Genomic DNA, 24,308 nt, shown 5'->3' on the forward strand with positions numbered 1-24,308 from the left:
ATATGACTGCTTTGGCATTGGCCCTTCGTAACGACAGTGATGCGGTAACACAGATCATTCATCGTCTTGAAGAACTTCTGGATGTCGAATGGCGCATCCTTGAACAGGCGCAATATGATTTGCTGCCCGATATTACCGCCGAAAAAACCCTGCTTGAAAACGAATTGCAGGCTGAACTTCGTGCTCAGAAACAGGCTGATCCGACCAATCCGCTGGCGGGGCAGATTGTTAATATCGATGCCGTGCGCAGTTTGCGAACCAAGCTTGATCGCAACAATGTTCGTCTGACGGCCAAACGAGATGCGTGCATGAAGCGCATCCGTGCGGGCTGGGCTGCGACAAAGGGTGATCAGGCAACGTCATATGATCAGGATGGCGATCTGAACAACAAGACGACGCAGACGATCCTTAACTTCAAGATGTAATTGCAATTTTGGCAACTGACAGGTCAGAATCATGTCGATCCGTGCTGCCCAAACCGCTGCGCTAAGCGCATTGCAATCAAGCCAGGCCGGGATCGCTGTATCTTCGAACAACATCGCAAATGCGTCGGTCGAAGGATACACGACCAAATCTGCCAGTTTGGCGAGCAATGTCAACGGGGGAGCCGCCGTTGGCGTATCCGTCACATCGGTGGGGTCAACGGTCGATATTTATCTGATCAAGGCCATTAATGAAAGCGCATCGGAAAGTGGCTATGCCTCGGTCTTTGCCGATCCTCTGGAACTTGTTGCCAGCAATTTCGGAACTGTTGGTGATGACGATGCGATTTCGACCTTGATCACAGATCTGGAAACCTCGATTGCATCGCTTGCCGCCAGTGCCGACAGCCAATCTGCCAAGTCACTGGCTTTGACGGATGCGCAACAGATTGCCACGGAACTGAATGATCTTTCTGACAGTGTACAGGATCAGCGTTCTGCGGCTGATCAGTCAATTGAGGATACGGTCGATCAGATCAATACGCTTTTGACTGAGATCCAGAACTATAACGATCAACTAAGCGGCACGGACGGGACGACACTGTCGTCAAGCGAACTGGAAGATGCCCGTTCAGTTGCGGTTCAGAAATTGTCCGAGCTGGTTGATATAAGCTATTATACAAGTGGATCGAACCAGACGCAGATCTATATTGGGGGCACCCTTGTTGTCGGAAGTCAGGTTCAGCAACTGGAATACAACGCTGTTGGGGCGGTGAATGCTGATACCAGCTTTGGCGAGATCACGGTCAATGGCAATTCGATCATGGATGATGTCAGCGGTGGCGAACTCGGCGGGTTGATTGATCTGCGCGATGAAACCCTTCCTGATATTCAGGCCGAGCTCGATAACCTTGCGGTGACCTTGATGGATAGCATCAATGCTGTCATCAATCTTGGGACGTCGTTTCCCGGTGCCAGCGAATTGAATTCAAGCGAAACAACAGATTTGACCGATGCTGTTGCCGGTACGGGTACCGTGCGGTTTGCCGCAACCGATGAAGACGGCAATGCGGTTGAAATTCTTGATATCGATCTGACAACTGTGGCCACCGTTCAGGATCTTGTTGATCAAATCAATGCATCAACCAATATGACGGCAACGGTAAATGCCGATGGGACGTTGACGATTGCCAGTTCCGATGACGATTACGGGGTTTCGATTGTCAATATGGACGCCGAAATTGGCGCCGATGCATTGGGTTTTTCCGATTATTTTGGCCTGAATGACATGTTTACCGGCACCGGTGCCGATGACATTTCTGTCAATGCCGACTGGCTTGCCGATTCAAGTCTGGTGCCGACAGGGGCGGGATCGGATGATGCGGCCCTTGCGGTTGGTGACAGCGTGATTTCATCGGGAAGTTCCGATGTGGCCGAAGCTTTGGCAGAGGTGTTCGACACCAATGTCAGTTTTGATTCAGCTGGCAACCTTGGCAGCACCAAAACCACGCTGTCAGATTATGCCTCGGAAATATTGTCCGATGTTGCACAACAGGCATCCTCGGCCGAGACCAAAGCCAGTGTCGCTGAAACCGCCTATAGCGATCTTGTTGAAAGTTTTTCGAACCAATACGGTGTTAATACCGATGAAGAGGCCCTGACATTGGCCAATCTTGAAAGTGCCTATGAGGCCGCCGCCGCGATCCTTGAGATCACGCAGTCGCTGATGGACACCTTGCTTGAAGCTGTCCGGTAAAGGGTAAATAACATGAGAGTTTCGACAGCCGCCATGCAGCAAAACCTGTTGAATCAGATGCGAAGTGTACAATCGCAATTGGCCGATGCCACCAAACAATCCAGTTCCGGAATGAAATCCGATTCTTATGCCGGAATTTCGGATAATTCTTATATTATCAGTACGTTAAGCGCCGAAATATCGGAATCAGCAGCCTATGCCGATTTGGCCGAACAAATCCAAAGCCGGGTTGAAATGTATTATTCAACGCTTAGCGATATGGTTGATTTGCTAAGTGATATGGCGGCCGATATTTCGGGCGCGCTTAGCACCGGCAGCACAAATGTTGAAGGCATCAATGAATCCGCGACGGCGGCTCTTGCGACTATGGCATCGCTTTTGAATACCCAGTACGAGGATCGGTATCTTTTTGCAGGATCGGCAACCAATACAGCACCGGTGTCGGTTGATGTAGCTGATTACGCGGCTCTGACATCGCCAAGTACAACCGATACAAGTTATTATTCCGGCAACAACGATGTCGCATCGGTAAAAGTAGCCGATGGAACGACGATTGAATATGGCATCACCGCAGACCAGACGCCGTTCGAACAGGCTTTGCGGGCGCTTAACCTTACGGCTTATGCGTCTTCGGACCCGATTGATGAAACTGCTTTGACCGAGGCGATGGCCCTTATTGAGGATGCGGTTGAAGGCATTTCACAGATGCAGACACAGGTATCACTGACACAGGATGAACTTGAGGCCGTTGTCGATATGCATACGAATTTCCAATTGACCGCTGAAGGTATCGTGACTGATCTGTCCGAGGTCGATCTGGCCGAAGCCATGGTCAATCTTGAAACCCTGTCGGTGCAGCTTGAAGCGTCTTATTCAGTGGCTGGTCAGATTGTCGATATGTCGCTGTTCGAATATCTGCGGTAACATGCATCAAAGCGGTGGCGCACGGGCTTATCGGTTGTTTAACGGGGCAAGGATTTCGTGTTCTTCGGCCAGCATGCCGTATTTTTCAAGAATATCGCCGTAAACGCCGTTCTTGCGCAACACGGTTAGTCCATGATTAAGCCGTTCAAGCAAAAAGCCGGAACTTTTGGCCTTGCGCGAGATACAGGAATAATACGGGCTGTTATCAATGTCGCGATAGCTCAGTTTGACCTGTTGGTCATGCGTTTGATTGCGCGTGCGGATTGTGTATTGCATTGGTGCCTGAAAGCTGAAGATAGCGTCAAGGCGGCGTGCCAGCAAAAGCCCAAGCAGAGCGTTCTCGCTGTTGGCTGAAATGACATCAAGGCCCGCATTGCGTGCCTGGCTTTCAAGTGTGTAGCCTGCAACAACTCCAATCGTCAGCTGTTTGGCATCGGCCAGTTGTTCGATGCCATCAAGTGCCGCATTGTTCAAGCTGAACAGACCAATATGTTCGCGGCCAAGCTCGTTGGAATATAAAAATGCTGTTTCGCGTTCAGGGGAATAACTACACGAACACAGACCATCAGCGGCGCCTTGTTCGGCCATCAGATAGGCCCGTTTCCAGGGATAAAATGGTGTAATCACCGCGATATGGCTGACCGCAAAAGCCGCCCTGAGGATTTCCACATCAGAACCCGGCATCACCGGGCGATCTGCAATCTTGGACGGTGGGAACGGATTGCACATCAAGATGACGTTCTGGCGCGGATTGGGTGGCTGTAGGAGCGGGGGTTCTGCGGCGGCTTGTTTTGATCCGGTCATCACACCGGTAATCAAACAAACAACGCCGATCAGGCGGTAAATTGGGCGCAACAGCAATCCGAATGTCACAATGGTCTTCTTTTCCGGCCGTTCTGATAATGCACGATAGTTTACGAGTTTCGTCGCAAGACGTTACGAGACGTATCGTCTGTGATGTAACTGCAAAACAGGCATTATTTTTCAGATTCAGCCTCGAATCCGTTGCCGCCTGTTACCAATGATCCAAAGTAAAACCCAAAGAAGTGATAATCACAAGTCGCTTGGGGGTGAACTTTTCGGTAACGATCAACCGGGGCAAGGTTTTGTCGATCACGATGTCGAAAATAGAAAGCCGACGCAAATGCGCCGGCTTTCTATCTGAAATTATTTTGCCTTATTCGGCGGCTTTGACTTCGGCATTGCTGCGGATGGCGGCATCACGAACATCACCATCGACATGTTCTTCGAACTTGGTGAAGTTCTTTTCGAACAGGCCGGTCAGGTTGGCCGCGGCCTTGTCATAGGCCGCTTTGTCCGACCAGCTGTCGCGCGGGTTCAGAACTTCTGCCGGGATATCGCCGCAGGCGGTCGGATATGCCAGGCCGAAATACGGATCGGTTGCGAAGTCGGCATTTGTCAGTTCACCATTGAGGGCCGCATTCAAAAGACCGCGGGTATAGCCGATCTTCATACGCGAACCAACGCCATAGGCCCCACCGGACCAGCCGGTATTGACCAGCCAGCAATTGGCCTGATGTTTTTCCATCAATTCGCCCAGAAGCTTGGCATAAACCGACGGATGACGCGGCATGAACGGCGCACCAAAGCAAGCCGAGAACGCAGCGGTTGGTTCCTTGACGCCTTTTTCCGTGCCAGCAACCTTTGCGGTGTAACCTGACAGGAAGTGGTACATCGCCTGTGCCGAGGTCAGCTTGGCAATCGGGGGCAGAACACCAAATGCGTCACAGGTCAGCATGATGATGTTTTTCGGATGACCGCCACGGCCGTTTTCCGATGCATTCGGGATGAATTCAATCGGATAGGAAGAGCGGGTATTTTCGGTGTGACGTGCATCGTCGAGATCAAGCTGGCGCGATTGCTTGTTCATCACAACGTTTTCCAGAACCGTGCCAAATGTTTCGGTCGTGGCATAGATTTCCGGTTCGGCTTCTTTCGAAAGTTTGATCACCTTGGCATAGCAACCGCCTTCGAAGTTAAAGACGCCGTCTTCGCCCCAGCCATGTTCGTCATCACCGATAAGAGTGCGTGATGCGTCGGCCGAAAGGGTGGTTTTGCCGGTGCCCGACAGACCAAAGAAGATCGCGGTATCGCCGTCCTTGCCCATATTGGCCGAGCAATGCATTGGCATGACGCCTTTGGCGGGCAGAATATGGTTAAGGACAGAGAAGATCGATTTCTTGATTTCGCCAGCATACCAGGTGCCGCCGATGATAACCATTTTGCGTTCGAACGATACAACGACAAAAACTTCGGAGCGGGTGCCGTCGACTTCGGGATCCGCTTGCAAGCCCGGGGCGTGCAGAACGGTGAAATCCGGTGCAAAATCGCGCAATTCATCTTTTTGCGGCTGGATGAACATGTTGCGCGCAAAAAGGTTGTGCCACGCGTTTTCGGTAACGACGCGAACCGGCAGGCGGAAACGTGGATCAGAACCGGCATAGCAGTCCTGAACGAATAGTTCGGTGCCCTGAAAGTAAGCACGCACTTTCTGATACAGGCGATCGAATACTTCGGGGCTGACCGGGCGGTTAACGTCGCCCCAATCAATTTCGTTCTTGGTGCTTTCCTCTTCGACGATAAAACGGTCCTGCGGGGAACGGCCGGTATGTTCGCCGGTCAACGCAACAAATGCGCCACCTTTGGCAATTTTACCTTCCTGACGACGGATCGCATGTTCGTAAAGGCCTGCAGCGTCCAAATTCCAGTGAACGGCGCCAAGGTTTTTGAGGCCATGAGTTTCAAGGCCTACACGGCTGACAACGGGTCCTGATTGCAGCACGGATCTCTCCTGGTGGGATTAAGTCTGGGGGTTAAAAGGCAATTATACACAACCGATATGTGGGTTAACCGGTTGCGTTGCGACATATTGTTACAAAGGTGTCTTAAAAGCAACCGGTCCTTTGGCCCAATACCAAGGAAAACGTAGACGTTTTTGCGTTTACGAAAAGTCTGGTTTCGAAAGTGATAATTAAATCTTCATTGCCCAATTCAGGCCATCTGACCGCGCGCTTTTTCACACATTTCGACCAGAATGTCGCGTGCGTCGCCCGGACTTTTGATCGTTCCGGGGAACTCGATCCTTAAACGGGGGGAATCGGCAGAATCGCGTTCTAAATCCATTCCATCACAGTCGATGGCGATCATTTTCCAGCCGTCATTTTTGTTCTTATCGGTGAAATGACCAACAATATCGGCAATGGCATCGGCGTGATCGTTATTCATATGACCGACGACATCATCATGCCCGGCAACGAGTGAAAGACAGCCCCCGGCAATGAACTGATTTCCGTTCAGGCGGCGTTGCTTGCCAAATCCGCCGACCCAGTAAACGGCCTCGACCGCGACGTGGTAAAAGCCAAAATCGGCAAAGTCAGCATATTGCCCGGCATCCGGATGCGCGGTCAGATACCGTTTGCGGGTATCGGGTGCCGTATCGGGAACAGCACGGCCAAAAATCGTAAGTCTGGCACTGTCTGTATCGATCCGTTTGTTTTGTGCGGGATCGTTGAGCTGATCGATAAACAGTAATGACAGCCGGGGATCGCTTTGCAGATGGCGGGTATGGTCGGCCAAATCGGAAATAAGTAAAATCGGGCTGCCATCAATGTGAACGGCCGGAACGACCATAGATGTTACCGGCCAGCCATCTGTGACCTGTTTATGATCACGGGCCGTTGTTGCCAGAACGGTATGCGGCGCACGGCGCATCATGCGCCGAAGATCACAAGCGGCATTTCCATTCTGATTTTTGCTGTCCGGCATGTTATGCGCCCTTCGATGAACCGGACTTTTTATTTGGGGTGGAAAAATCCGCTTCGCAATGCATTGCGACAATGCATCTGTTTATGACTTGGTTTGACGGGCTTTTGATGAAGGACGGACCGTTGCCTGACGTCTTTTTCGAACAAGGTCTAAAACACGTTTTTTGCCACCGTCACTCATGCCCATCCAAGCCCCGATTTCATCGCCTGTTCGATAGCATCCGGTGCAATAGTCCGCAGTGGGGTCAAGAACGCAAATGCCGATGCACGGGGATTTGACAGGCATGATTTTCCGATATCGCTGATGGATGAAATGTTACCTGCATAGAAAACACAAAGCCTGTCGGGATCAAGGGGGAATGATCATGACGGGCTTTGTAAATTCGTTGAGGGTGGGTTGGCAATGAAATGTCAGAGACGCGAAAACCAGTTTCTGATTTGCCGGTCGGCTTCTTCGCGTTCAACACCATAGGCTTCTTGGATCAGGCCAATCAGTTTGTCACGCTGGCCTTGCGTCTGGTTGACATCATCGTCGGTCAGGCGGCCCCATTCGCGTTTGATGTTACCGCGCATTTGTTTCCAGCGGCCTTGGATCTGGTCCCAATTCATCAGGTATTCTCCTGCAGTATTATGGATCGGTTGCTCGTTTTTAATCGGAACATGGGATGGGCAATGCCCGGATTTTCCCGGTTCCTGTTTTGTTTTATGTAAAACGTTATGCTGGTGGGTTTGTTCCACAGGGGTCCTGTTGGCCGGGTGGGGCGCGATCCCGCTGGCTTGCCATATTCGCCCTGTGGGGGTATAGCCGACCCAGTTTTTTTTATTGGAGTGTGTGCCAAGCGCACCATGGGCGTGCAGCACGGAGGAAATGATGCGCGGATATTTCGGGATCGGAATCGAAGGGGCGAGCAAGCCCTTGAATGTGGGCACCCTGTTTCGCTCTGCACATGCCTTTGGGGCCAGCTTTGCCTTTACGGTCGACGCGGATTTTCGCGATGAACGGTCTAATATAACCGATACATCGCGGGCGACGGAACAGATGCCGTATTATCATTTCCCCGATCATGATCACTTTTTCCTGCCATCGGGGTGCCGGATGGTCGGTGTGGAACTGACCTCGGATGCGATTGAACTGCCCAGTTTCAAGCATCCGTCTAGGGCGGCTTATATCCTTGGCCCGGAGCGCGGCAACTTGTCACCGGAAATGCAGGAACAATGCGACTTTATTGTCAAGATCCCGATGAGCTTCTGCGTCAATGTCGCGATTGCGGCCAATATCGTGATGTATGATCGCCTGATCAGTCTTGGCCGTTTTGCGCCGCGCCCGGTGCGTGCCGGTGCGCCGACTGAACCCAAGCCCAAGGCATTTTATGGCGGCTGGATTTCGCGCACACGTGACAAGCACAAGGCCGACCCCGAGAAATTCCAAACAGCCCCGCCGCCAGATTATAGCGTGGTCGACGGCACGCTGGATGATGAAGATTAATCCTGATTAAAGATTGATCCCAATTAAAGGGAAGCAACGACCGCGAGGGAGGAGCGCGGCCGTTGCGTTTTCCTGACCCGGGTTTCATCGACCAAGGGGGGAAGGTCGATGACAGGGCGTTGGGTCAGGTTGTTTGATTGTCTGGCGGGTTCAGGCCGCTTTGATTGTTGTGGTTTCGTCTTTATCGTTATCTAGGGTTTCCACCTTGCCCGGCAGTGTGCCCATCGGGTTGCGCAACAGATTGGCGATCATGCGCATCCCGACATCGCCCTGAAGCGTTAGAAGGCTTTCGGGATGAAATTGCACCGCACTGATCGGCAGGCTTTGATGGCGAATGCCCATCACAACTCCGTCGCTGCTGCGTGCGGTTACTTTCAGATCGGCGGGCAGTGTTGCCAGATCGGCAAACAGTGAATGGTAACGCCCGACAACAATTTCATCGGGAAGCCCGTCAAACAGGGGATCGAATTGATCCAGTTTCACCTTTGACGGTTTACCATGCATCGGTGTGTCAAGTTGGCCGAGCGATCCACCGAAAAATTCGACAATCCCCTGCAAGCCAAGACAAACCCCAAAAACCGGAAGCCCGGCGGCAAGGGCGCGTTCGATACTTTGACGCAAGCCATAATCATCGGGGCGTCCGGGGCCGGGTGACAGAAACACCAGGTCGGGTTTGAAATCGTCAAATGCTTCGTCGGGGAAACCGGGGCGAAGCGTTAACGTCTCGGCCCCCGTTGCGCGGATATAGCTTGCCAGGTTTTGGACAAAACTGTCCTCGTGATCGATCAACAGTACACGTTTACCAACACCCGATACCGTTGGATCAATCATGGCTTCGTCTTTGGCGTCGCGGGTGACGGCATCGATCATTGCCGATGCTTTCAGCACGGTTTCGGCTTCTTCGGCGGCAGATTCACTATCAAACAGCAATGTTGCCCCGGCGCGGACTTCGGCAATACCCTGTTTTAAGCGCACCGTGCGTAATGTCAGGCCGGTATTCAGGTCGCCATTGCACAGAACCGCGCCAATTGCCCCGCCATACCAGGCACGCGGGCTGCGTTCGACGGTCTCGATATGCTTCATTGCGGCGCGTTTCGGGGCACCGGTCACGGTTACAGCCCAGCAATGGGTCAGGAAGGCATCCAACGCATCGAACCCGTCGCGCAGGCGACCTTCGACATGATCAACGGTGTGGATCAGGCGTGAATACATTTCGATCTGGCGACGGCCCAGAATGCGGATGCTGCCGGGTTTGCAAACGCGCGCCTTGTCGTTGCGATCAACGTCGGTACACATGGTCAATTCGGATTCTTCCTTGGCCGAATTCAACAGCGTGCGGATATTTTCGGCATCCTCAATCGCATCGCGGCCGCGCGCAATCGTGCCGGAAATCGGGCAGGTTTCAACCCGCTGACCGGTTACGCGAACATACATTTCCGGCGAGGCCCCAATCAGGTGTTCGCCATCGCCCAGATTGATCAGGAAGCCATAAGGTGCCGGGTTGCGCCGTTTCAGGCGGCGGAATATTTCCGACGGCGCGGTTTTGCATTCCGTGCGGAACACGCGGCTGGGGACGACTTCAAAAAGTTCGCCACGGGCAAAGCGCGGTTTGGTTTCATCGACCACGGCGGCGTATTCGCCGTCTATCATGTCATTTTCGACCGCCGTGTTTGCGCCATGCGACGGCGGGTGATCCTGTGCGATACGTTCAAGCCCGGCGGTGCTGCGCCCGTCAGGCGCAATGAAGTCATATTCAAACAGGGTCGCGACCTTGGATGCATGATCGACCGTAATGATCTGATCGGGCAGGTAAAGATGAACATCCTTGTGATCGCGGCTGCGATCCTGCGTCAGTGATATCTGTTCGAAATGAAGGGCGATGTCGTATCCGAACGCACCATACAGACCCAAACGTTCCTCGCCCTTATGGGCAAACAGATCGCGGATGGCGCGCACGACGGAAAACAGGCTGGGTTGCTGGCTGCGGTGTTCTTCGGGGAACCATGCGGCGGCCTTGCCGACAAAGCCATATATGCCATCATCGCCGTTGGTCAGGCCGTCAATATGGTGATGGTCAGAAAGGATTTTTTCGATGACGGGCAACAGCACCCGGCCGCGGTCATTTAGGGCGCGGATGGCAAAGCCGCGTTCACGCCCGGTGATTTCAAGCGGCGGTGTTGAAAACCCCATATCCCAACGCGAATATCGCCCCGGAAATTCATAGGAAGATGACAGCAAAACACCCTTGGTCCGATCCAACGCATCAATCAGATGCTCGGTGGCATTTTCATAGGTGATTTCCGTCTGGCGGCGAATGACAGCAATACCGCCATCGGTGGTATATCGATATTCGCTGCTGATGTTGCGGCCGGTTGTTTCGTGGGGCTTTGGGGTCGGGTTGGTCACGTCAGATTCTCCGTTTACGGGGCGCTGCCGCAGGCGGATTGTGACGTTTCAGCAAATGAAAAAAGGATCTGAAAACACAAAACCGCCTGCAAAGATCAGGCGGCCGGTAGGTTTAGGGCATGATAATTGGCCGCCCGCTTATGCGGACCACCACCAACGATTAGCAATAAGGATTGGGTTCATGCCGTGTGTTTTCATGAGGAAAACTATGATCAGAGATTGGTCATGCGTCAAGGCTTTTGATTAGATGGTTCTTCGTGGGGTTCGGAAAGTTCAAGATGCAGGGGTTTGTGACAATGCGGACAAATCAGAAGTTCATCTTCGTGGTCGTGATGGACATCGTGGATATCGGCGATGATTGATTGTGCCTGTTCATCGCTGATACCAAGTTCTTCCTGATGGGAACGCAGTTTGCGGCGCATCGCCTCGGTCAGGCGTTTGCCCGAAAGATGGTGGGCGGCCTGTTGGCGATAAATATCTTCGCGGCGGCGCAGTTCGCTGGAAAAGGCCGATGCCAGAATACCGGCCGGAACGGCAACAATCCCGATTCCGGTCAGGGAAATGATGCTGGCCAGGAATTTTCCAACGGCTGTGATTGGCACGACATCGCCATAACCAACAGTGGTAAGGGTGATGATGCTCCAATACAGGGTACTGGGAAGATCACCAAAGGCATCGGGTTGTACTTGGTGTTCGGCCAGATAAATAGCACCGGCGCTGAAGACCAGCATACAGGCCAATGCGGCACTGGCGGCACCGAAAATACCCAACTGTTGACGGAAGACCATCAACATCAAGTCCAGCCCGGTAGAGTATCGGGTGAATTTCAGCAACCGCAACAACCGCACGATTCGGATAAAGCGCAGATCGACAGAGGTAAACAAGAACAGGAAGGCCGGAAGAATGGCAATCAGATCAACGATCGCCATCGGACGTAGCATATAGCGCAATCGTCCGCCGCGACCGGTAAATTCCGGGTCATCGGGAGCGGACCAGATCCGCAATATGTATTCGATGGTGAAAACGGCCGTACAGATCAATTCGATGATCAGAAACAGCGTGAAATATCGGTCGGCAAGGTCCTGAACCGTGTCGAGGATGACGCAGATGACATTTATAATAATCAGGGATGCCAAAAGCAGATGCACAGACCGCGACAGCCGCGATTGATGGTCGACGCCATGCAACAGTTTTTGGGTCTGTGATCGAAGCGTCTGCGCCATTTTTTACCCTAGCTGGAAAAGGGCGGCAATGACCGTCCTCGACTGATTGATGGTCGCTGCAATCGCTTCAGAAATCGTTAAAGCAGTCGGTTGTGGGGCCGGTTAGGGTCAGTAACCCTTTGCCGCGTGGATGAAGTCGGCAATTTTGCGCGCGTCTTTGACGCCTTTGGTTTTTTCAACACCTGACGATACATCGACCCAAGGGGCACCGGAAATGCGGACCGCATCGGCGACATTGTCCGGATCAAGGCCACCGGCCAGCATCCAGTTGCTTGTGAAACTGCGCCCAGTTAGAAGCGTCCAGTCGAAACTGACGGCATTGCCACCGGGCAGGTTGCTGTTTTTTGGCGGTTTGGCATCGAATAGCAGGAAGTCGGCAACACCGTCATATTTCGACGCCGCAGAATCGATATCGGCAGCGGTACTGATGGAAATCGCCTTCATGACGCGCAGACCAAACTTTTCCTTTACCTCGGCAACACGTTCCGGGCTTTCCTTGCCATGAAGTTGCAGGACGTCCAGATGCCCGGCTCGGATTGCATTTTCAAGTGCGGCGTCACCAGCTTCAACAAACAAGCCGACCTTAAGGATACTGTCAGGGACACGTTCGGTCAGGGTGGCGGCACCGTTAAGCGATATGTGACGCGGGCTTGGCGGGAAAAAGACATAACCCAGCGCGTCAGCTCCGGCACTCATGGCGGCGATGGCGGCGTCTTCGCTATTGATTCCACAGATTTTGACCAAGCAGCTCATCGGGGTGTCCTGTCTTTAAGAGTCAATTTAATGTTCCGTCCAAGTCATTTGGTCCTAGCAGAAAGTTATACGGACCAACAGGGTATTTGCGAATTTACGTGGCTTTCCACTGGCGAGATGGCGGTTGCTGCGCTATTTTCCCGACCATGAGCAAGCACACAGGCCCAGCCGGGGGCGAAAACGGCGAACAGACAACCCATTTTGGTTTTCGGGACGTGCCCGAAAGCCAGAAGGCATCGATGGTGCGCGAGGTTTTCGATACTGTCGCGTCCAAATACGATTTGATGAACGATCTGATGAGCGGTGGCGTCCACCGTTTGTGGAAAGATACGTTTATCAACGAGCTGAAGCCACGCCCAGGCATGAAGTTGCTTGATGTTGCCGGTGGGACCGGGGACATCGCATTTCGCTTTTTGAAAAAGGGTGGCGGGTCGGTTACGGTTTGCGACATCAATTATGAAATGTTGCATGTCGGTCGGGATCGTGCGGCGGATCACGGGTTGCTTAAAAACATCAACTGGACGGTTGGCGATGCGCAAAAACTGCCACTGCCGGATCATTCGGTTGATGCCTATACCATTGCTTTTGGTATTCGCAATGTGACCCGCATAACCGAAGCCCTTTCCGAAGCTTATCGTGTGCTGCGTCCGGGCGGAAAGTTTCAGTGTCTTGAGTTTTCCAAGGTCGTGTTGCCGGGCTTTGACAAGCTTTACGATGCCTATTCGTTCAAGTTGTTGCCGGAAATCGGGCGGCTTATTGCCGGAAACCGCGAAGCTTATCAATATCTGGCGGAAAGCATTCGTCAGTTCCCCGATCAGGAAACATTTGCATCGATGATCCGTGACGCCGGGTTCGAACGGGTGAAATACCGTAATTTATCGGGCGGTATTGCCGCCATCCATTCCGGTTGGCGGATTTGAGGGCGTTGGGCGAATGATCCGTTTTATTCGTAACAGCTTCCGTCTGCTGGGCATGGCGCGGATTTTGGCGCGACATGATGCGCTGTTTCCGTTGGCGCTTGTCCCGGGTGGCAATGTGCTGGCATTTTTTGCCCGCCTGACGGCACCGTTTTCACGGCGTTCCGATTTACCACCGGGGCGCCGTTTGGCGCGTGCGCTTGAGGAATTGGGGCCAGCGTTTATCAAACTGGGCCAGACATTGGCAACACGTGCCGATCTGATTGGCGACGATGTTGCGGCGGATCTTTCAAGTTTGCAGGATCGCCTACCACCATTTCCGGCCAAAGTTGCCAAGCGCATTATCACCGAACAGCTTGGCGGGCCGTTCGAAACCCTGTTTGTCGAATTTGATGACACGCCCGTTGCGGCCGCATCCATCGCACAGGTGCATTTCGCCACAACACCGGATGGCCGTGAAGTTGCGGTCAAGGTTTTGCGCCCTGATATCGGGGTGCGCTTTGCCCGTGATCTTGATCTGTTTTACTGGGTGTCGGAACTTGTTGAACTGACGCAGCCGCGTTTGCGCCGGTTGAAACCGGTGGAAACCATCAAGACGCTTGAAGACAGCGTGCATCTTGAAATGGATTTGCGGTTTGAAGCATCGGCGGCATCCGAATTTCGCGACAATTTCGCAAGCGACCCCACCTATTATATCCCGCAGATTGACTGGGAACGCACCGCCGAACACGTTCTGACCATGGAACGGGTTAAAGGTGTGCGTATCGATAATGTCGAGGCGCTTGACCGCATGGGGGTTAACCGTTCCGCCCTTTTGGCCAAGGCCGCAGGTGCGTTTTTCCAGCAGGTCTTCCGTGACGGATTTTTCCATGCCGATATGCATCCGGGCAATTTGTTTGTCGATGAAACCGGGCAGGTTAGCGTTGTTGATTTTGGCATTATGGGCCGGGTTGATCGCCAGACGCGGCTTTATCTGGCCGAAATGCTTTTGGGCTTTTTGACCCGCGATTATCGCCGGGTTGCAGAAATCCACTTTGAAGCCGGTTATGTGCCGCGCAACCAGTCGCTTGAAAACTTTCAACAAGCGTGTCGATCGATTGGTGAACCGATTTTGGGCAAGGAATTATCCGATATTTCGGTTGGCCGTTTGTTGGGGCAGTTGTTTCAGATCACCGAAACCTTTGGCATGGAAACTCAGCCACAGCTTTTGATGTTGCAGAAAACCATGATCGTTACCGAGGGGCTTTCGCGGATCCTGAGTCCGAATGAGAATATGTGGGAATTGTCCCGCCCCCTGATCGAAGAATGGATGCGCGAAAATCTTGGCCCTGAGGCCAAAATTGCCGAAGCTACCCGTCAGGCTGGATCAATGTTGCGCCGGTTACCACGCGTTATTGAAGCCGCCGAACAGGCCGCGGCCGTCTTTACCGATCAGGGGTTGCGCCTGCATCCCGATACTGTGGCGGCAATGCGCGGTCGTTCGAGTAATGGGCAACGCAAAACCGGTGGCATTTCCAAACAATCGATCCTGCTTTGGCTGGCGATTGCCGCACTGTCTGTGGCTCTGTTCATGAAATAAGAGGCGACAATGGGTGACATTGACATCAGTTGTGACCGCGACCGTATCGATCTTGCCTATTGTTATGACTTTGTCGCCAATTCTTATTGGTCACGCGGCCGGACACGTGGCGAATTTGATCGGTCTGTCGATATGTCGATCCCGGTTGGGGCCTATTGCGATGGACGGCAAGTTGGTTTTGCCCGGGTTGTGACCGATTTTATTGCGATTGCCTATGTCGCCGATGTGTTTGTCGATCCGGATTATCGGCGGCGTGGGATTGCCGCCAGAATGCTTTCTGCCCTGCACAGCCATCCTGATATTGCGCGGGTTAAACGATGGATGTTGGCAACACATGATATGCAGCCACTTTATCGTCAGCACGGATATCGCGATCTTGATGATGTGATCATGATGCGGCTTGACGATGCCGCAAGCGATTGTGATCCGTTGCGCTAAACGGAATTTTCAAGGGGCACAGACACTAAAAAACGCCGCCCGGTCCAACCGAGGCGGCGTTTTTGTCTGGTTAATGGCGTGTGATCAGCTTGTTCTGACTTCATCAAGGAAGTTGCCGACTTCATCGCGCAATGTGCTGGATTGCGTACCAAGTTTTTCGGACGCATCAAGTACCTGCTGCGCCGCATCGCCGGTTTGACGTGCGGCGGCTTGCATTTCGTGAATATGGCTGGTGACTTCCTGGGTGCTTTGCACAGCTTGTTGCACCGAGGTCGAAATTTCCGATGTGGCGTGTCCCTGTTCCTGAACCGCAGCCGCGACTTCGGATGCAATTCCATTCAGGTTGGAAATGATGCTGGTGATACCTTCGATGGCGCCAACAGCTTCCTGGGTTGACCCCTGAATGCCCGAAATCTGGGCTGAAATATCCTCGGTCGCGCGGGCGGTTTGATTGGCAAGGTTTTTGACCTCGTTGGCAACCACGGCAAAACCCTTGCCGGCATCACCGGCGCGTGCGGCTTCGATTGTTGCATTTAGTGCCAAAAGGTTGGTTTGTTCGGCAATTGCCCGAATGATTTGCACGACTTCGCCGACTTTTTGCGCCGAGATATCCAGACCCTGAACCATTTCGTTGACCCGGTTGGCCTCGGTACTGGCATTGGCGGAGATGTTGGACGTGTCATTGACGCGCGCACTGATGTCGCGGATGGAAACGGCAAGCTGTTCTGCCGCACTGGCGACAGTTTCAACGCTGTGATTGGCCTGTTCAACGGCGGTAACGACGGCCTGCGAGCCTGCTTCGTTTTGGTGGACGGCGGCAACCATGGTCTGGGCGACTTGCTGCATTTCGTTCGAAGCACCCGAAACACCATCAACCACACCCATAACGGTTTGTTCGAACCGACCGGCAAGGCCATTCATCGAATCACGGCGTTTGACTTCGGCCTGTTCGCGTTCACTTTCGCGTTCGCGGTCAAGTTGGGTGACGCGCTTGGCGTTTTCCTTAAACACCTCGACCGAGGCGGCCATTTGACCAATTTCATCACGCCGGTTCAGGCCGGGGATGTGAATGTCGCGGTTGCCTTCGGCAAGGGCGGCCATGGCGCCATTGATTTTGACCAGCGGGGTGATGATTTGATGGCGAAGAATAAACCACGTGCTGCATAGCAAGACGGCAAGAATACCTGCGGCCAATGCAAGTTGTATAATGACGGCCTGTTTGACCTCGGCATTGACGCGTTCAACGCTCCAGGCCGTGATCAGCATGCCGCGATACTGATCTTCGTCACGACGCTTGGAATACTTGGTGATCGGCGCGGCAACAATAACGGCATCACCATCAACAAAGCTGACGACTTCCTTGTTTTTCAACCGTTCCAGATAAGGTTCGGCAAGTGCGGCCAGATCGTGTTCGCGCAGATTTTCCGACTGATAGGATGCGATTGCATCACCGTTCGGATTGGCGGCCAGCAGTGTTGCTAGCTGCGAACTATCCTTGTCGGTGATTTTGCGGAATTCTTTTTCGACCGAATTGCCATCCATGGCGATAAAGCCCGGCTGCACCGCCGTTGACAGCATTTCGGTTTTTTCGACCGATTCATTGTACATGATTTCGATCATCGCATTGCGTTGCGAGATCGTCTGGATGGTCATCATCGATGCAAAGCCCGCAATCAGCAATGCAACCATAACCAGAATGACTTTGCGTCCGACAGAGCCGCCGGATCTTTTGATTTCGGCCATTAGGGTCTCCCGCTCCTTTGAAGCCTGATGATATTTGTTCCCTCGATGCCTGTTTTACTGCGTGCGATCATTTTAAATTGTCGCCGCTTGGCAAAACAGGATGATGCCGTGTTTTCGGCGGTCCAAAATCCGTTTTCGGTTTTTAAGGGACCGTGGATCAATTGGTTTTGTGTAATTTTCCGGTTTGATGTTCCGGTCTGGCTTCCCTATGCAAATTGCCCAAGCATACGCAGCATCTAAACGTGCCTTTGATTATGCCGATGGTTGCAACCATACAAAGGCTACTGCAAAGCGCCAGATAACCGAAATAATTAAAATTTGCTTGTTTGAAATGATATCAAAATCACTAAATGCGATAAAATCATCCGGTTTTATTCGTGTTTTTAGTAAATAATGCTATTTGCATGTCGGGCATTTTTTATACGGCGAATCGCTTGATCGAAATGCCGGGCGGGACAGGCAATGATCAAAGCTGATCGCGGCTTTTCTTTTGGACAGTGAACCATCATGATGATGCAGTTTTTGCGGGACAGGGAACCCGAATGGCGAAGTCTAAAACCATGACAAAGCCGCGTGCGGCCAAAAAAGGTAAAAAAGCCACTACCGGCACGGCGACGGGAAGCCGCAAGGTAAAGGCAGCCGTAACGAGTGCGGCTGGTGCAGCGGACACGCTTGGGACCACGCCGGTATCGGTCAATCCGGTGACATCCGAACGCGAGCCAAAGGCTCAGCCGCGGACCTCGGCCCAGATCAAGTCCCAGACCCAGACCCAGACCAAGTCCGAGGCCAAGCTGATCAATTCACACCAAAAGCAGGCCGAAACTGCGGCGTTATCGCCATCTGTTGCGGTTTCGGCACCTGTTGTAGCAGCGCCAGCAACGGCGCGGCCCGGGAAATCGGAACTTTTTGCGCGCGCGCTGAAAGCCCATCAAACCGGTAATATTGATGAAGCAATTTCGCTATATGGTGCGGTTTTGCGACAAAACCCTGATCAGCCGGATGTCTGGAACAACCTTGGTGTGGCGCTTCGGCGCAGCAAGCGGCTGGATGCATCGCTGATGGCGTATCGTCGGGCTGCGGAATTGCGCCCGGGCAATGCCGGGCTTTGGTCGAATATGGGAAATTGCCTGCGCGAAATGATGCGTTTCGACGAGGCCGCCGCCGCCCATGCCAAGGCGCTGGAACTTGATGCATCCATCAAATCGCATCCGTTCAATGCCGGGTTGGTTTACCGCGATACCAACCGTTTTGATCAGGCGGTCGCGCATTTTGACGCGGCACTTGCCATTGACCCCGATTATGTCGATGCCAATTGGGACAAGGCATTGGCCCAATTGGCGATGGGGCAATTTGACGCCGGTTGGGCCGGGTATGAAACCCGTCGCAAACTTGCCGATAACCCGATCCGCCCGCTTGAAAGCGTTCCGGAATGGGATGGCAAGACTGATCTGCGCGGCAAACGATTGCTGCTTCGCGCCGAGCAGGGCTTTGGCGATATGATCCAGTTTGCCCGTTTCGTTCCTTTGGTCGCGAAAAAAGCCGCGCATATCATTTTGGAATGTCGCGGCGAACTGATCCCCGTGATGCGAACCGTTTCCGGTGTTGGCACCATTGTTGAAAAGGGGGCGAAGCTGCCGCCGTTTGATTTGCATGTGCCATTGCTTAGTTTGCCCTATGTCTTGAAAATCAATGCGCCTGATTTGCATCGGATCTCCACCGATCCCTATATTTCTGCACCAAAAGGCAAGCAGGCACGACTAAGCCCGCCTGCGGGGACGGTACTTAAAGTCGGGCTGATCTGGGCGGGGAAACTGAACCCGCGAGATCGATCCTGCCCGCTTGAACTGTTGTTGCCGTTGATGGCCCAAAAAGGGGCCAGTTTTTATAGTTTTCAGGTAGACGACCGGCGCGGCGATATCGCAAAGCTTGGTGCAGGCGCATTGATTACCGATATGGGCGACCATATTCACGATTTCGGTGATAGCGCGGTTTTGATGCGCGATATGGACCTGATCATCACCATCGACAGTGCGCCAGCCCATCTTGCAGGGGCATTGGGATTGCCGGTCTGGATGTTGCAACTTTACACGACCGATTGGCGCTGGATGGTAAACCGCGCTGATAGCCCATGGTATCCAACCATGCGGATTTATCGGCAGCTGTCCCCTGGGGATTGGCAGGATGCTATTGGTTATCTGAAGCAGGACTTTGATGTTCTATTGCAGGCGCGCTTAAGGGAAATATTGAAATAATCCGGACGTTTAAGTATTTGCCCCGAAAGACTAGCTTTTCTCTAGCCTTATGAGTAGTTCAGTTTCTTGTTGTGTTTATGCAAGAATACTCAACTTTAAAGGGGGATTTCGAAGGGGGAGGGGCACTTGCAGCGATTCTTCATATATTTTGTAATTCTGTTGGCAGTTCTGATTTTTGATGTAGGAAGAAACCATTCCTACGCTGCGGATTTTGTTGTGTCCAAAGCAGAAATCAAGCACCCCAAGTACAAGGTTGAATTATACGCGGGACCGGGGGCTCAGGACCCGGTGCTGGGGGCACGTAATAGCGATCAATTTCCAAAAGTCGTCCAATATTTCGGCACATCAACTGTTGCAGGCCGCATGCATCATATTCGGTTTGAAGGTGACCCGAATGATTACTGGGTTGCTGGGGATCAAGTTCTGATCGAAGCGGAAAACAGCAAGGTTGAGATCACATGTGACGCCAGTCAAGCTACGGCAACGGGAAATCTTGGTCGTGGTGCCGGGACCGAAGTCGTTTGTAAAAATTGATCATTTTCGGAAATACCATGAAAAAATCATATATTCCGCTGTTCGCGGTGGCTTTTGCGCTTGCCGGTTGTGTAACCAACCAGACGGGGATTGATCTTCCTTTTTTAAGCTCGATTCCGGACGAAGGGAAATATATTGATACGGTTGCTGTGCCGGAAATCAAACCATTCAGTGCAGAAGAAATTCATCAGGCAAAGCTTGAAGTGCTCGCAAATTCCAAGGGCATTGCCCCTTTGGGGGGCCTACAGGATTATGCGCAGACGGTGCTTGATAAGATAATTGCCACTTCTCCTGAACCGACAAGGTCGGTGAAGGTTTACCTTTTAGCAAATGCCAGTGCCGGGGCGATGGCATTACCCGAGAACATGATTTTTCTTCATCATTCTGTATTCAATTATTTGCAGTCGGAAGATCAACTTGCATTTGTTTTGGCACATGAATACAGCCACGTTATTTTGCAACATAATCCGGATTCACTGTTGCGAAGCCTTCGTCCTTATTTGGTCACGGCGGTCGATGTTGCTGTGTCGCGTTCGGGCGGTGGTGATCAGACGCGCAAGGCATTCCAGCTTTATGGTAGTGACATCCTGACACGTGATCTTTTGCTGCCGGTATGGGATCGCGCTGATGAGCGCGAAGCTGATCATATGGGTGTCGATCTGATGGTGCGCGCCGGATACAATCCTACAGAAGCAGATCGTTTCTTTGAGGTGCTCGATAAATACGAACAGCAGTATGACAACCTATTTCAGGATACGCGGAACCAACTTGAAAAACAGTTAGCTGCAGAATTCGATGCCACCCAGAAAAATAATGATAATGCGTTGCTCAATCAGGTTTTGACGGAGTTTTCAGATGCATTAACATCTCTGCAGGATAAGTTTGCGGACCGTCATGGTGAGGCAAAAGAGCGGGCAGAGGCTATCTTTGCTTATAACATGCGCGAATATTCGGCTATGCGCCGGACATCGGTACAAACTCAGAATTTTACTAATCTGGTTAAGGCGAACCGGGATATTCTGCACAAATATGATGTGGCGAATGGCATCATGGCTGCTTTGCAGAAAGAGGATGAAAATATAGATTTCAGGGCGCTTGAAAAAGAAGCCCGAATAGCTGTCAGTGGCGATACATCGACACATCCCTATGTTCGTTGGGCCTTTGCCAATCTGCGAGAAAAGCAGGGTGAGCGGAAAAAGGCGATCCAGAATATTAATTTGGTCAAAAGCGAGGATTATTTGCCTTTGCCATTTGAGATCAAACGGGCAGTACTTCAGGACTCGCTTGGGGAAACCGATATTGCTGTTTCACGAATTGAAGCAGTTGCTGCCTATTACAATTGGCCGATTGAGGCATATGAATTCCTGTATCCCCGTGTGAAGCAAAGCGGTAATTCGGTTCGTGCCAACGAGCTCGTGATGGGATGTACGGTTCGTTACCCCCAGCAGCGCGCACTTTGTAGCGGTATGCGTGGAAATTAATCAGGCATGAGCAAGAAAGATCAAGATAAACCAAGCGTACGTCTGGTGCCGCGCTGGCGTTATGTTGGTTGGATTGGAACGGTGGTTCTTGGGGCCTGGCTTTTGATGCGGCTTGAGCCTGAAGAAATATCAAGGCCGGTCGACGAATATTCCTATGCGCTTTTTAATCGTATTTTTTCGAGTGTGGTTTACGAGGCCGAAAATACCGACACGATTGGTGTCGTTATTGTTGATGATGATGCGCTTCGGGATATGCGATCAAGTTGGCCTGTTCCGTATGGTTTGCATGCAAGGGTGCTGGATGGCATTTTTTATGAACAGCCGCTTGCTGTTTTTCTGGATTTCACCTTGCGGGATCGCCGAGGCCCACCTGGTCCCGACGTGGGAGCAGAGAACGCGGGGAATTATCCCCAAAACTATGTTCTCGATCAAAGCCTGAACAGGCTGATGTTGGTGTTAAAAAAATACCATGAAAGTGGTATTCCCGTTTTTATTACGGCGGCAGAGCTTAAAAGTTGGGAGCAGAACGAAGTTCTTGAGGAATTGGCTGCGTATGTGACGCCGGTCGCCGGTTGGGGAGATGCCAAGAGCCAGTCGGATGTTCGGGGAATTTCGTATAGCCTTTATCCGGATAAACCCAATCAGAATGATAGCCATAATGCAGATCAAAGTTACCTGAAGTCTGCTGCATTGACCCTGTATGAGGATCTATGCTTGCGCAAAGCTAAGCTGCAGGCGTCTGAAAAGGGTAGCAAAAATGTTGTAAAGAACTGGAATTGCGATGGCGTGATTTCCTATGACGGAAAAGAAAAATTGTATGGCATTACAGATGCTTGGCGAGAATATAGCCGTGATAGATTGATGTCACTGATTTGGCCGGAAAAGCAATCAGCCTACGACGGTTGGACGTCTGGTGTGTTGAACGCGGACCTTCAGGATGAAGATAAAGATCAAAATTTAGGTCATCCTTATCGGTGCCCTGCTGCAAACCAGTCAGATATCTCTTCATGGCAACAGGTTATTCGCAATATTGGTTATGTTTTGGGGGTTGGCGAGCGTCCTGAAGTAAGGTGCGTGCCGTTTGATACCATTTCGTCGGCTCATGTCTTATTTGAAGCCCCCAAGCCTGCTACATTCGATGATGATCAAGACAGCGGAACTTTTAGTGGCCGTACATGGCGCAGCGAGTTCGCAGGTCGGGTTGTGATGTATGGTTTTAACCTTCAAGGGTTTCAGGATGTTATCCAGCCACCAACAATCGATGCAGGAGTCGCGGGGGTTTATTTACATGCGATGGCGCTTGAAAACCTGCTGACAAATGGTTGGGGATACCTTTCGGATCAGGCCATTGTCAGATGGCCTGTATTCGGTAAGTTTGGGCTGGATATCGACAGCATTGAAATCGTTACGCTGATTTTGGTTTTTGGTTTCCGGCTTACTGTTATGTGGATTATGCGGAAATATTGGCCATCGCCAATGACGAAATCCAGAACAATTAAGTTTTTTGGTTTGGGCAGTTTTTGGCGTCACAAATTCAATGCTGCGAAGAATGTCATTTGGAATATTCCAGAGAATCTTGGCAAAGCCAAATATAGGAAGCCGCTTTGGCGTACGTTATTCGTACTTTTTTTGTTGCTATTAGATGCGGTAATTGTTTGTGGCATCGTCGTAAGCAGTGCGTTCTGGCTTGAATATAGCTATCTAGCTTTGGCACCGGCCAATTGGCTTGGCATTCTTGGCTTGGCGTTTGTGACCTATCCTGTTTTTGTTGCTTCATTGTTTCGTGGCAGTGAGCATGAAGAAGGGGATGAAAAAGCCTCCTAAAAGAAGGATCGTTTAGGCAGGCTGCGTTTCTGATCGTAACCAGACCTTGTCATTGATCGTGACTCAGCGTAGGAAAACGCCTTAATTTATGAATGACGCTTTATGACTGTCCGGTGAACCTCGTATGTCGCGATGGGGCGCGGACCGGTTTGGCGATCTGGTTTTTGCGCAGGAGAATGCTTGTGAGCGAAGCAGCTTATAACAAAGGTTTCCCGGTTTCCTGGGAACAGATGCATCGCGATGCACGTGCACTGGCGTGGCGTTTGTTGGAAAAGGGCCCGTATAAGGGCATTATCGCGATTACCCGTGGCGGGCTCGTTCCGGCGGCGATCATCGCGCGCGAACTTGATATCCGTCTGATTGATACCGTGTGCATTCGCAGCTATGCCGACAAAACTCGCGGCGATCTTGAATGGCTTAAAGGTGTTGAAGGTGATGGCACGGATATGTTGATTATCGACGATCTGGTTGATACTGGCAAAACCGCCAAGGCTGTGCGTGAAAAACTGCCAAAGGCGCATTTTGCCACGGTTTATGCCAAACCACTGGGACGCGATATCGTTGATAGCTTTATCACTGAAGTTTCGCAGGATACCTGGATCTATTTCCCATGGGATATGGAGTTGTCGGTAAACGCGCCGATCTCTGAACGCGCCCGATAAGTTGTTTCGCGCTGATTGATAGACGGTGCAAAATGGCGGTTGGCACCGCACCAAATTAAATGATCCCGGTATCGGGGATGGGCTTGCACCTGACCTGAAACCGGGATATAAAACGCGCCGTTA

Annotated in this window: 21 protein-coding genes; 12 read left to right on the top strand and 9 right to left on the bottom strand. The window is 52.0% G+C overall.

Annotation, left to right across the window (positions count from 1 at the left end; translation table 11 throughout):
* Positions 1–2 precede the first annotated feature (2 nt).
* Genes TALK_RS02815 through TALK_RS02825 form a run of 3 tightly spaced genes read left to right on the top strand, consistent with a single transcriptional unit; the run spans position 3 to position 3,102 of the window.
* The gene (locus tag TALK_RS02815) at positions 3–425 is read left to right on the top strand and encodes a hypothetical protein (RefSeq protein ID WP_085615577.1); all 423 of its coding nucleotides are present in this window, start codon (positions 3–5) and stop codon (positions 423–425) included.
* Positions 426–456: 31 nt separating this feature from the next.
* On the top strand, positions 457–2,178 hold the full coding sequence (gene flgK, locus TALK_RS02820; protein ID WP_085615579.1) for a flagellar hook-associated protein FlgK: 1,722 nt from the start codon (positions 457–459) through the stop codon (positions 2,176–2,178).
* A 12-nt stretch (positions 2,179–2,190) separates the two neighbouring features.
* Positions 2,191–3,102: a flagellin gene (locus TALK_RS02825; RefSeq protein WP_085615581.1), complete on the top strand. Its 912-nt coding sequence runs from the start codon at positions 2,191–2,193 to the stop codon at positions 3,100–3,102.
* A gap of 27 nt (positions 3,103–3,129) precedes the next feature.
* Here the strand turns inward: TALK_RS02825 and TALK_RS02830 are convergent, their stop codons facing one another.
* From TALK_RS02830 to TALK_RS02850, 5 genes are all read right to left on the bottom strand, one after another.
* Positions 3,130–3,975, bottom strand: coding sequence for a substrate-binding periplasmic protein (locus TALK_RS02830; RefSeq protein ID WP_085615583.1), 846 nt, complete (start codon positions 3,973–3,975; stop codon positions 3,130–3,132).
* A gap of 304 nt (positions 3,976–4,279) precedes the next feature.
* Entirely contained in the window at positions 4,280–5,905 is a 1,626-nt protein-coding gene (locus TALK_RS02835) for a phosphoenolpyruvate carboxykinase (protein WP_085615585.1), read from the bottom strand.
* Between the two features lie 209 nt (positions 5,906–6,114).
* Complete coding sequence (locus tag TALK_RS02840) at positions 6,115–6,888, bottom strand: HugZ family pyridoxamine 5'-phosphate oxidase (RefSeq protein ID WP_085615587.1); 774 nt, start codon at positions 6,886–6,888, stop codon at positions 6,115–6,117.
* Positions 6,889–6,969: 81 nt separating this feature from the next.
* Positions 6,970–7,173: a DUF1289 domain-containing protein gene (locus TALK_RS02845; protein ID WP_085615589.1), complete on the bottom strand. Its 204-nt coding sequence runs from the start codon at positions 7,171–7,173 to the stop codon at positions 6,970–6,972.
* A gap of 125 nt (positions 7,174–7,298) precedes the next feature.
* Positions 7,299–7,496 (bottom strand): CsbD family protein, encoded by a 198-nt coding sequence (locus TALK_RS02850; protein ID WP_085615591.1) that lies wholly within the window; start codon positions 7,494–7,496, stop codon positions 7,299–7,301.
* Between the two features lie 262 nt (positions 7,497–7,758).
* Between TALK_RS02850 and TALK_RS02855 the strand changes: the two genes are divergently transcribed.
* Positions 7,759–8,373: an RNA methyltransferase gene (locus TALK_RS02855; RefSeq protein ID WP_085615593.1), complete on the top strand. Its 615-nt coding sequence runs from the start codon at positions 7,759–7,761 to the stop codon at positions 8,371–8,373.
* A 150-nt stretch (positions 8,374–8,523) separates the two neighbouring features.
* Here TALK_RS02855 and TALK_RS02860 read toward each other — a convergent pair whose 3' ends face one another.
* From TALK_RS02860 to TALK_RS02870, 3 genes are all read right to left on the bottom strand, one after another.
* Positions 8,524–10,779 (bottom strand): anthranilate synthase component I, encoded by a 2,256-nt coding sequence (locus tag TALK_RS02860; protein ID WP_245829639.1) that lies wholly within the window; start codon positions 10,777–10,779, stop codon positions 8,524–8,526.
* Between the two features lie 230 nt (positions 10,780–11,009).
* A complete protein-coding gene (locus TALK_RS02865) occupies positions 11,010–12,002 on the bottom strand; it encodes an ion transporter (RefSeq protein ID WP_085615595.1) in 993 nt (330 codons plus the stop codon).
* A 108-nt stretch (positions 12,003–12,110) separates the two neighbouring features.
* Positions 12,111–12,755, bottom strand: coding sequence for a phosphoribosylanthranilate isomerase (locus TALK_RS02870; protein ID WP_085615597.1), 645 nt, complete (start codon positions 12,753–12,755; stop codon positions 12,111–12,113).
* A 146-nt stretch (positions 12,756–12,901) separates the two neighbouring features.
* Here TALK_RS02870 and ubiE point away from each other — a divergent pair, with 146 nt between their 5' ends.
* Genes ubiE through TALK_RS02885 form a run of 3 tightly spaced genes read left to right on the top strand, consistent with a single transcriptional unit; the run spans position 12,902 to position 15,689 of the window.
* The gene (gene ubiE, locus TALK_RS02875) at positions 12,902–13,675 is read left to right on the top strand and encodes a bifunctional demethylmenaquinone methyltransferase/2-methoxy-6-polyprenyl-1,4-benzoquinol methylase UbiE (protein ID WP_085615599.1); all 774 of its coding nucleotides are present in this window, start codon (positions 12,902–12,904) and stop codon (positions 13,673–13,675) included.
* Positions 13,676–13,688: 13 nt separating this feature from the next.
* On the top strand, positions 13,689–15,251 hold the full coding sequence (gene ubiB / locus TALK_RS02880; RefSeq protein WP_085615601.1) for a 2-polyprenylphenol 6-hydroxylase: 1,563 nt from the start codon (positions 13,689–13,691) through the stop codon (positions 15,249–15,251).
* Between the two features lie 9 nt (positions 15,252–15,260).
* Complete coding sequence (locus TALK_RS02885) at positions 15,261–15,689, top strand: GNAT family N-acetyltransferase (protein WP_085615603.1); 429 nt, start codon at positions 15,261–15,263, stop codon at positions 15,687–15,689.
* Between the two features lie 84 nt (positions 15,690–15,773).
* Here the strand turns inward: TALK_RS02885 and TALK_RS02890 are convergent, their stop codons facing one another.
* On the bottom strand, positions 15,774–17,432 hold the full coding sequence (locus tag TALK_RS02890; RefSeq protein WP_085615605.1) for a methyl-accepting chemotaxis protein: 1,659 nt from the start codon (positions 17,430–17,432) through the stop codon (positions 15,774–15,776).
* 542 nt (positions 17,433–17,974) lie between these two features.
* Between TALK_RS02890 and TALK_RS02900 the strand changes: the two genes are divergently transcribed.
* The 5 genes from TALK_RS02900 (at position 17,975) to gpt (ending at position 24,185) form a co-directional block, all read left to right on the top strand.
* Positions 17,975–19,684, top strand: coding sequence for a tetratricopeptide repeat protein (locus TALK_RS02900; protein ID WP_245829640.1), 1,710 nt, complete (start codon positions 17,975–17,977; stop codon positions 19,682–19,684).
* 126 nt (positions 19,685–19,810) lie between these two features.
* Positions 19,811–20,218 (top strand): hypothetical protein, encoded by a 408-nt coding sequence (locus tag TALK_RS02905; protein ID WP_085615609.1) that lies wholly within the window; start codon positions 19,811–19,813, stop codon positions 20,216–20,218.
* Between the two features lie 17 nt (positions 20,219–20,235).
* Positions 20,236–21,699: a M48 family metallopeptidase gene (locus TALK_RS02910; protein WP_085615611.1), complete on the top strand. Its 1,464-nt coding sequence runs from the start codon at positions 20,236–20,238 to the stop codon at positions 21,697–21,699.
* Positions 21,700–21,705: 6 nt separating this feature from the next.
* Complete coding sequence (locus tag TALK_RS02915) at positions 21,706–23,523, top strand: CHASE2 domain-containing protein (RefSeq protein WP_085615613.1); 1,818 nt, start codon at positions 21,706–21,708, stop codon at positions 23,521–23,523.
* Between the two features lie 182 nt (positions 23,524–23,705).
* Complete coding sequence (gpt, locus tag TALK_RS02920) at positions 23,706–24,185, top strand: xanthine phosphoribosyltransferase (protein ID WP_085615765.1); 480 nt, start codon at positions 23,706–23,708, stop codon at positions 24,183–24,185.
* The last annotated feature ends 123 nt before the right edge of the window (positions 24,186–24,308 follow it).

The sequence above is a fragment of the Thalassospira alkalitolerans genome, from assembly GCF_002115745.1.
GTDB classification, from domain to species: domain Bacteria; phylum Pseudomonadota; class Alphaproteobacteria; order Rhodospirillales; family Thalassospiraceae; genus Thalassospira; species Thalassospira alkalitolerans.

Excerpts from the sequence above, each read along its gene's own strand:
- TALK_RS02840 (WP_085615587.1), bottom strand. The coding sequence starts at position 6,888 with ATGCCGGACAGCAAAAATCAGAATGGAAATGCCGCTTGTGATCTTCGG.
- TALK_RS02825 (WP_085615581.1), top strand. The coding sequence starts at position 2,191 with ATGAGAGTTTCGACAGCCGCCATGCAGCAAAACCTGTTGAATCAGATG.
- TALK_RS02815 (WP_085615577.1), top strand. The coding sequence starts at position 3 with ATGACTGCTTTGGCATTGGCCCTTCGTAACGACAGTGATGCGGTAACA.
- TALK_RS02855 (WP_085615593.1), top strand. The coding sequence starts at position 7,759 with ATGCGCGGATATTTCGGGATCGGAATCGAAGGGGCGAGCAAGCCCTTG.
- TALK_RS02885 (WP_085615603.1), top strand. The coding sequence starts at position 15,261 with ATGGGTGACATTGACATCAGTTGTGACCGCGACCGTATCGATCTTGCC.
- ubiE (WP_085615599.1), top strand. The coding sequence starts at position 12,902 with ATGAGCAAGCACACAGGCCCAGCCGGGGGCGAAAACGGCGAACAGACA.
- TALK_RS02865 (WP_085615595.1), bottom strand. The coding sequence starts at position 12,002 with ATGGCGCAGACGCTTCGATCACAGACCCAAAAACTGTTGCATGGCGTC.
- flgK (WP_085615579.1), top strand. The coding sequence starts at position 457 with ATGTCGATCCGTGCTGCCCAAACCGCTGCGCTAAGCGCATTGCAATCA.
- TALK_RS02915 (WP_085615613.1), top strand. The coding sequence starts at position 21,706 with ATGAGCAAGAAAGATCAAGATAAACCAAGCGTACGTCTGGTGCCGCGC.
- TALK_RS02850 (WP_085615591.1), bottom strand. The coding sequence starts at position 7,496 with ATGAATTGGGACCAGATCCAAGGCCGCTGGAAACAAATGCGCGGTAAC.
- ubiB (WP_085615601.1), top strand. The coding sequence starts at position 13,689 with ATGATCCGTTTTATTCGTAACAGCTTCCGTCTGCTGGGCATGGCGCGG.
- TALK_RS02870 (WP_085615597.1), bottom strand. The coding sequence starts at position 12,755 with ATGAGCTGCTTGGTCAAAATCTGTGGAATCAATAGCGAAGACGCCGCC.
- TALK_RS02900 (WP_245829640.1), top strand. The coding sequence starts at position 17,975 with ATGGCGAAGTCTAAAACCATGACAAAGCCGCGTGCGGCCAAAAAAGGT.
- TALK_RS02910 (WP_085615611.1), top strand. The coding sequence starts at position 20,236 with ATGAAAAAATCATATATTCCGCTGTTCGCGGTGGCTTTTGCGCTTGCC.
- TALK_RS02890 (WP_085615605.1), bottom strand. The coding sequence starts at position 17,432 with ATGGCCGAAATCAAAAGATCCGGCGGCTCTGTCGGACGCAAAGTCATT.
- TALK_RS02845 (WP_085615589.1), bottom strand. The coding sequence starts at position 7,173 with ATGCCTGTCAAATCCCCGTGCATCGGCATTTGCGTTCTTGACCCCACT.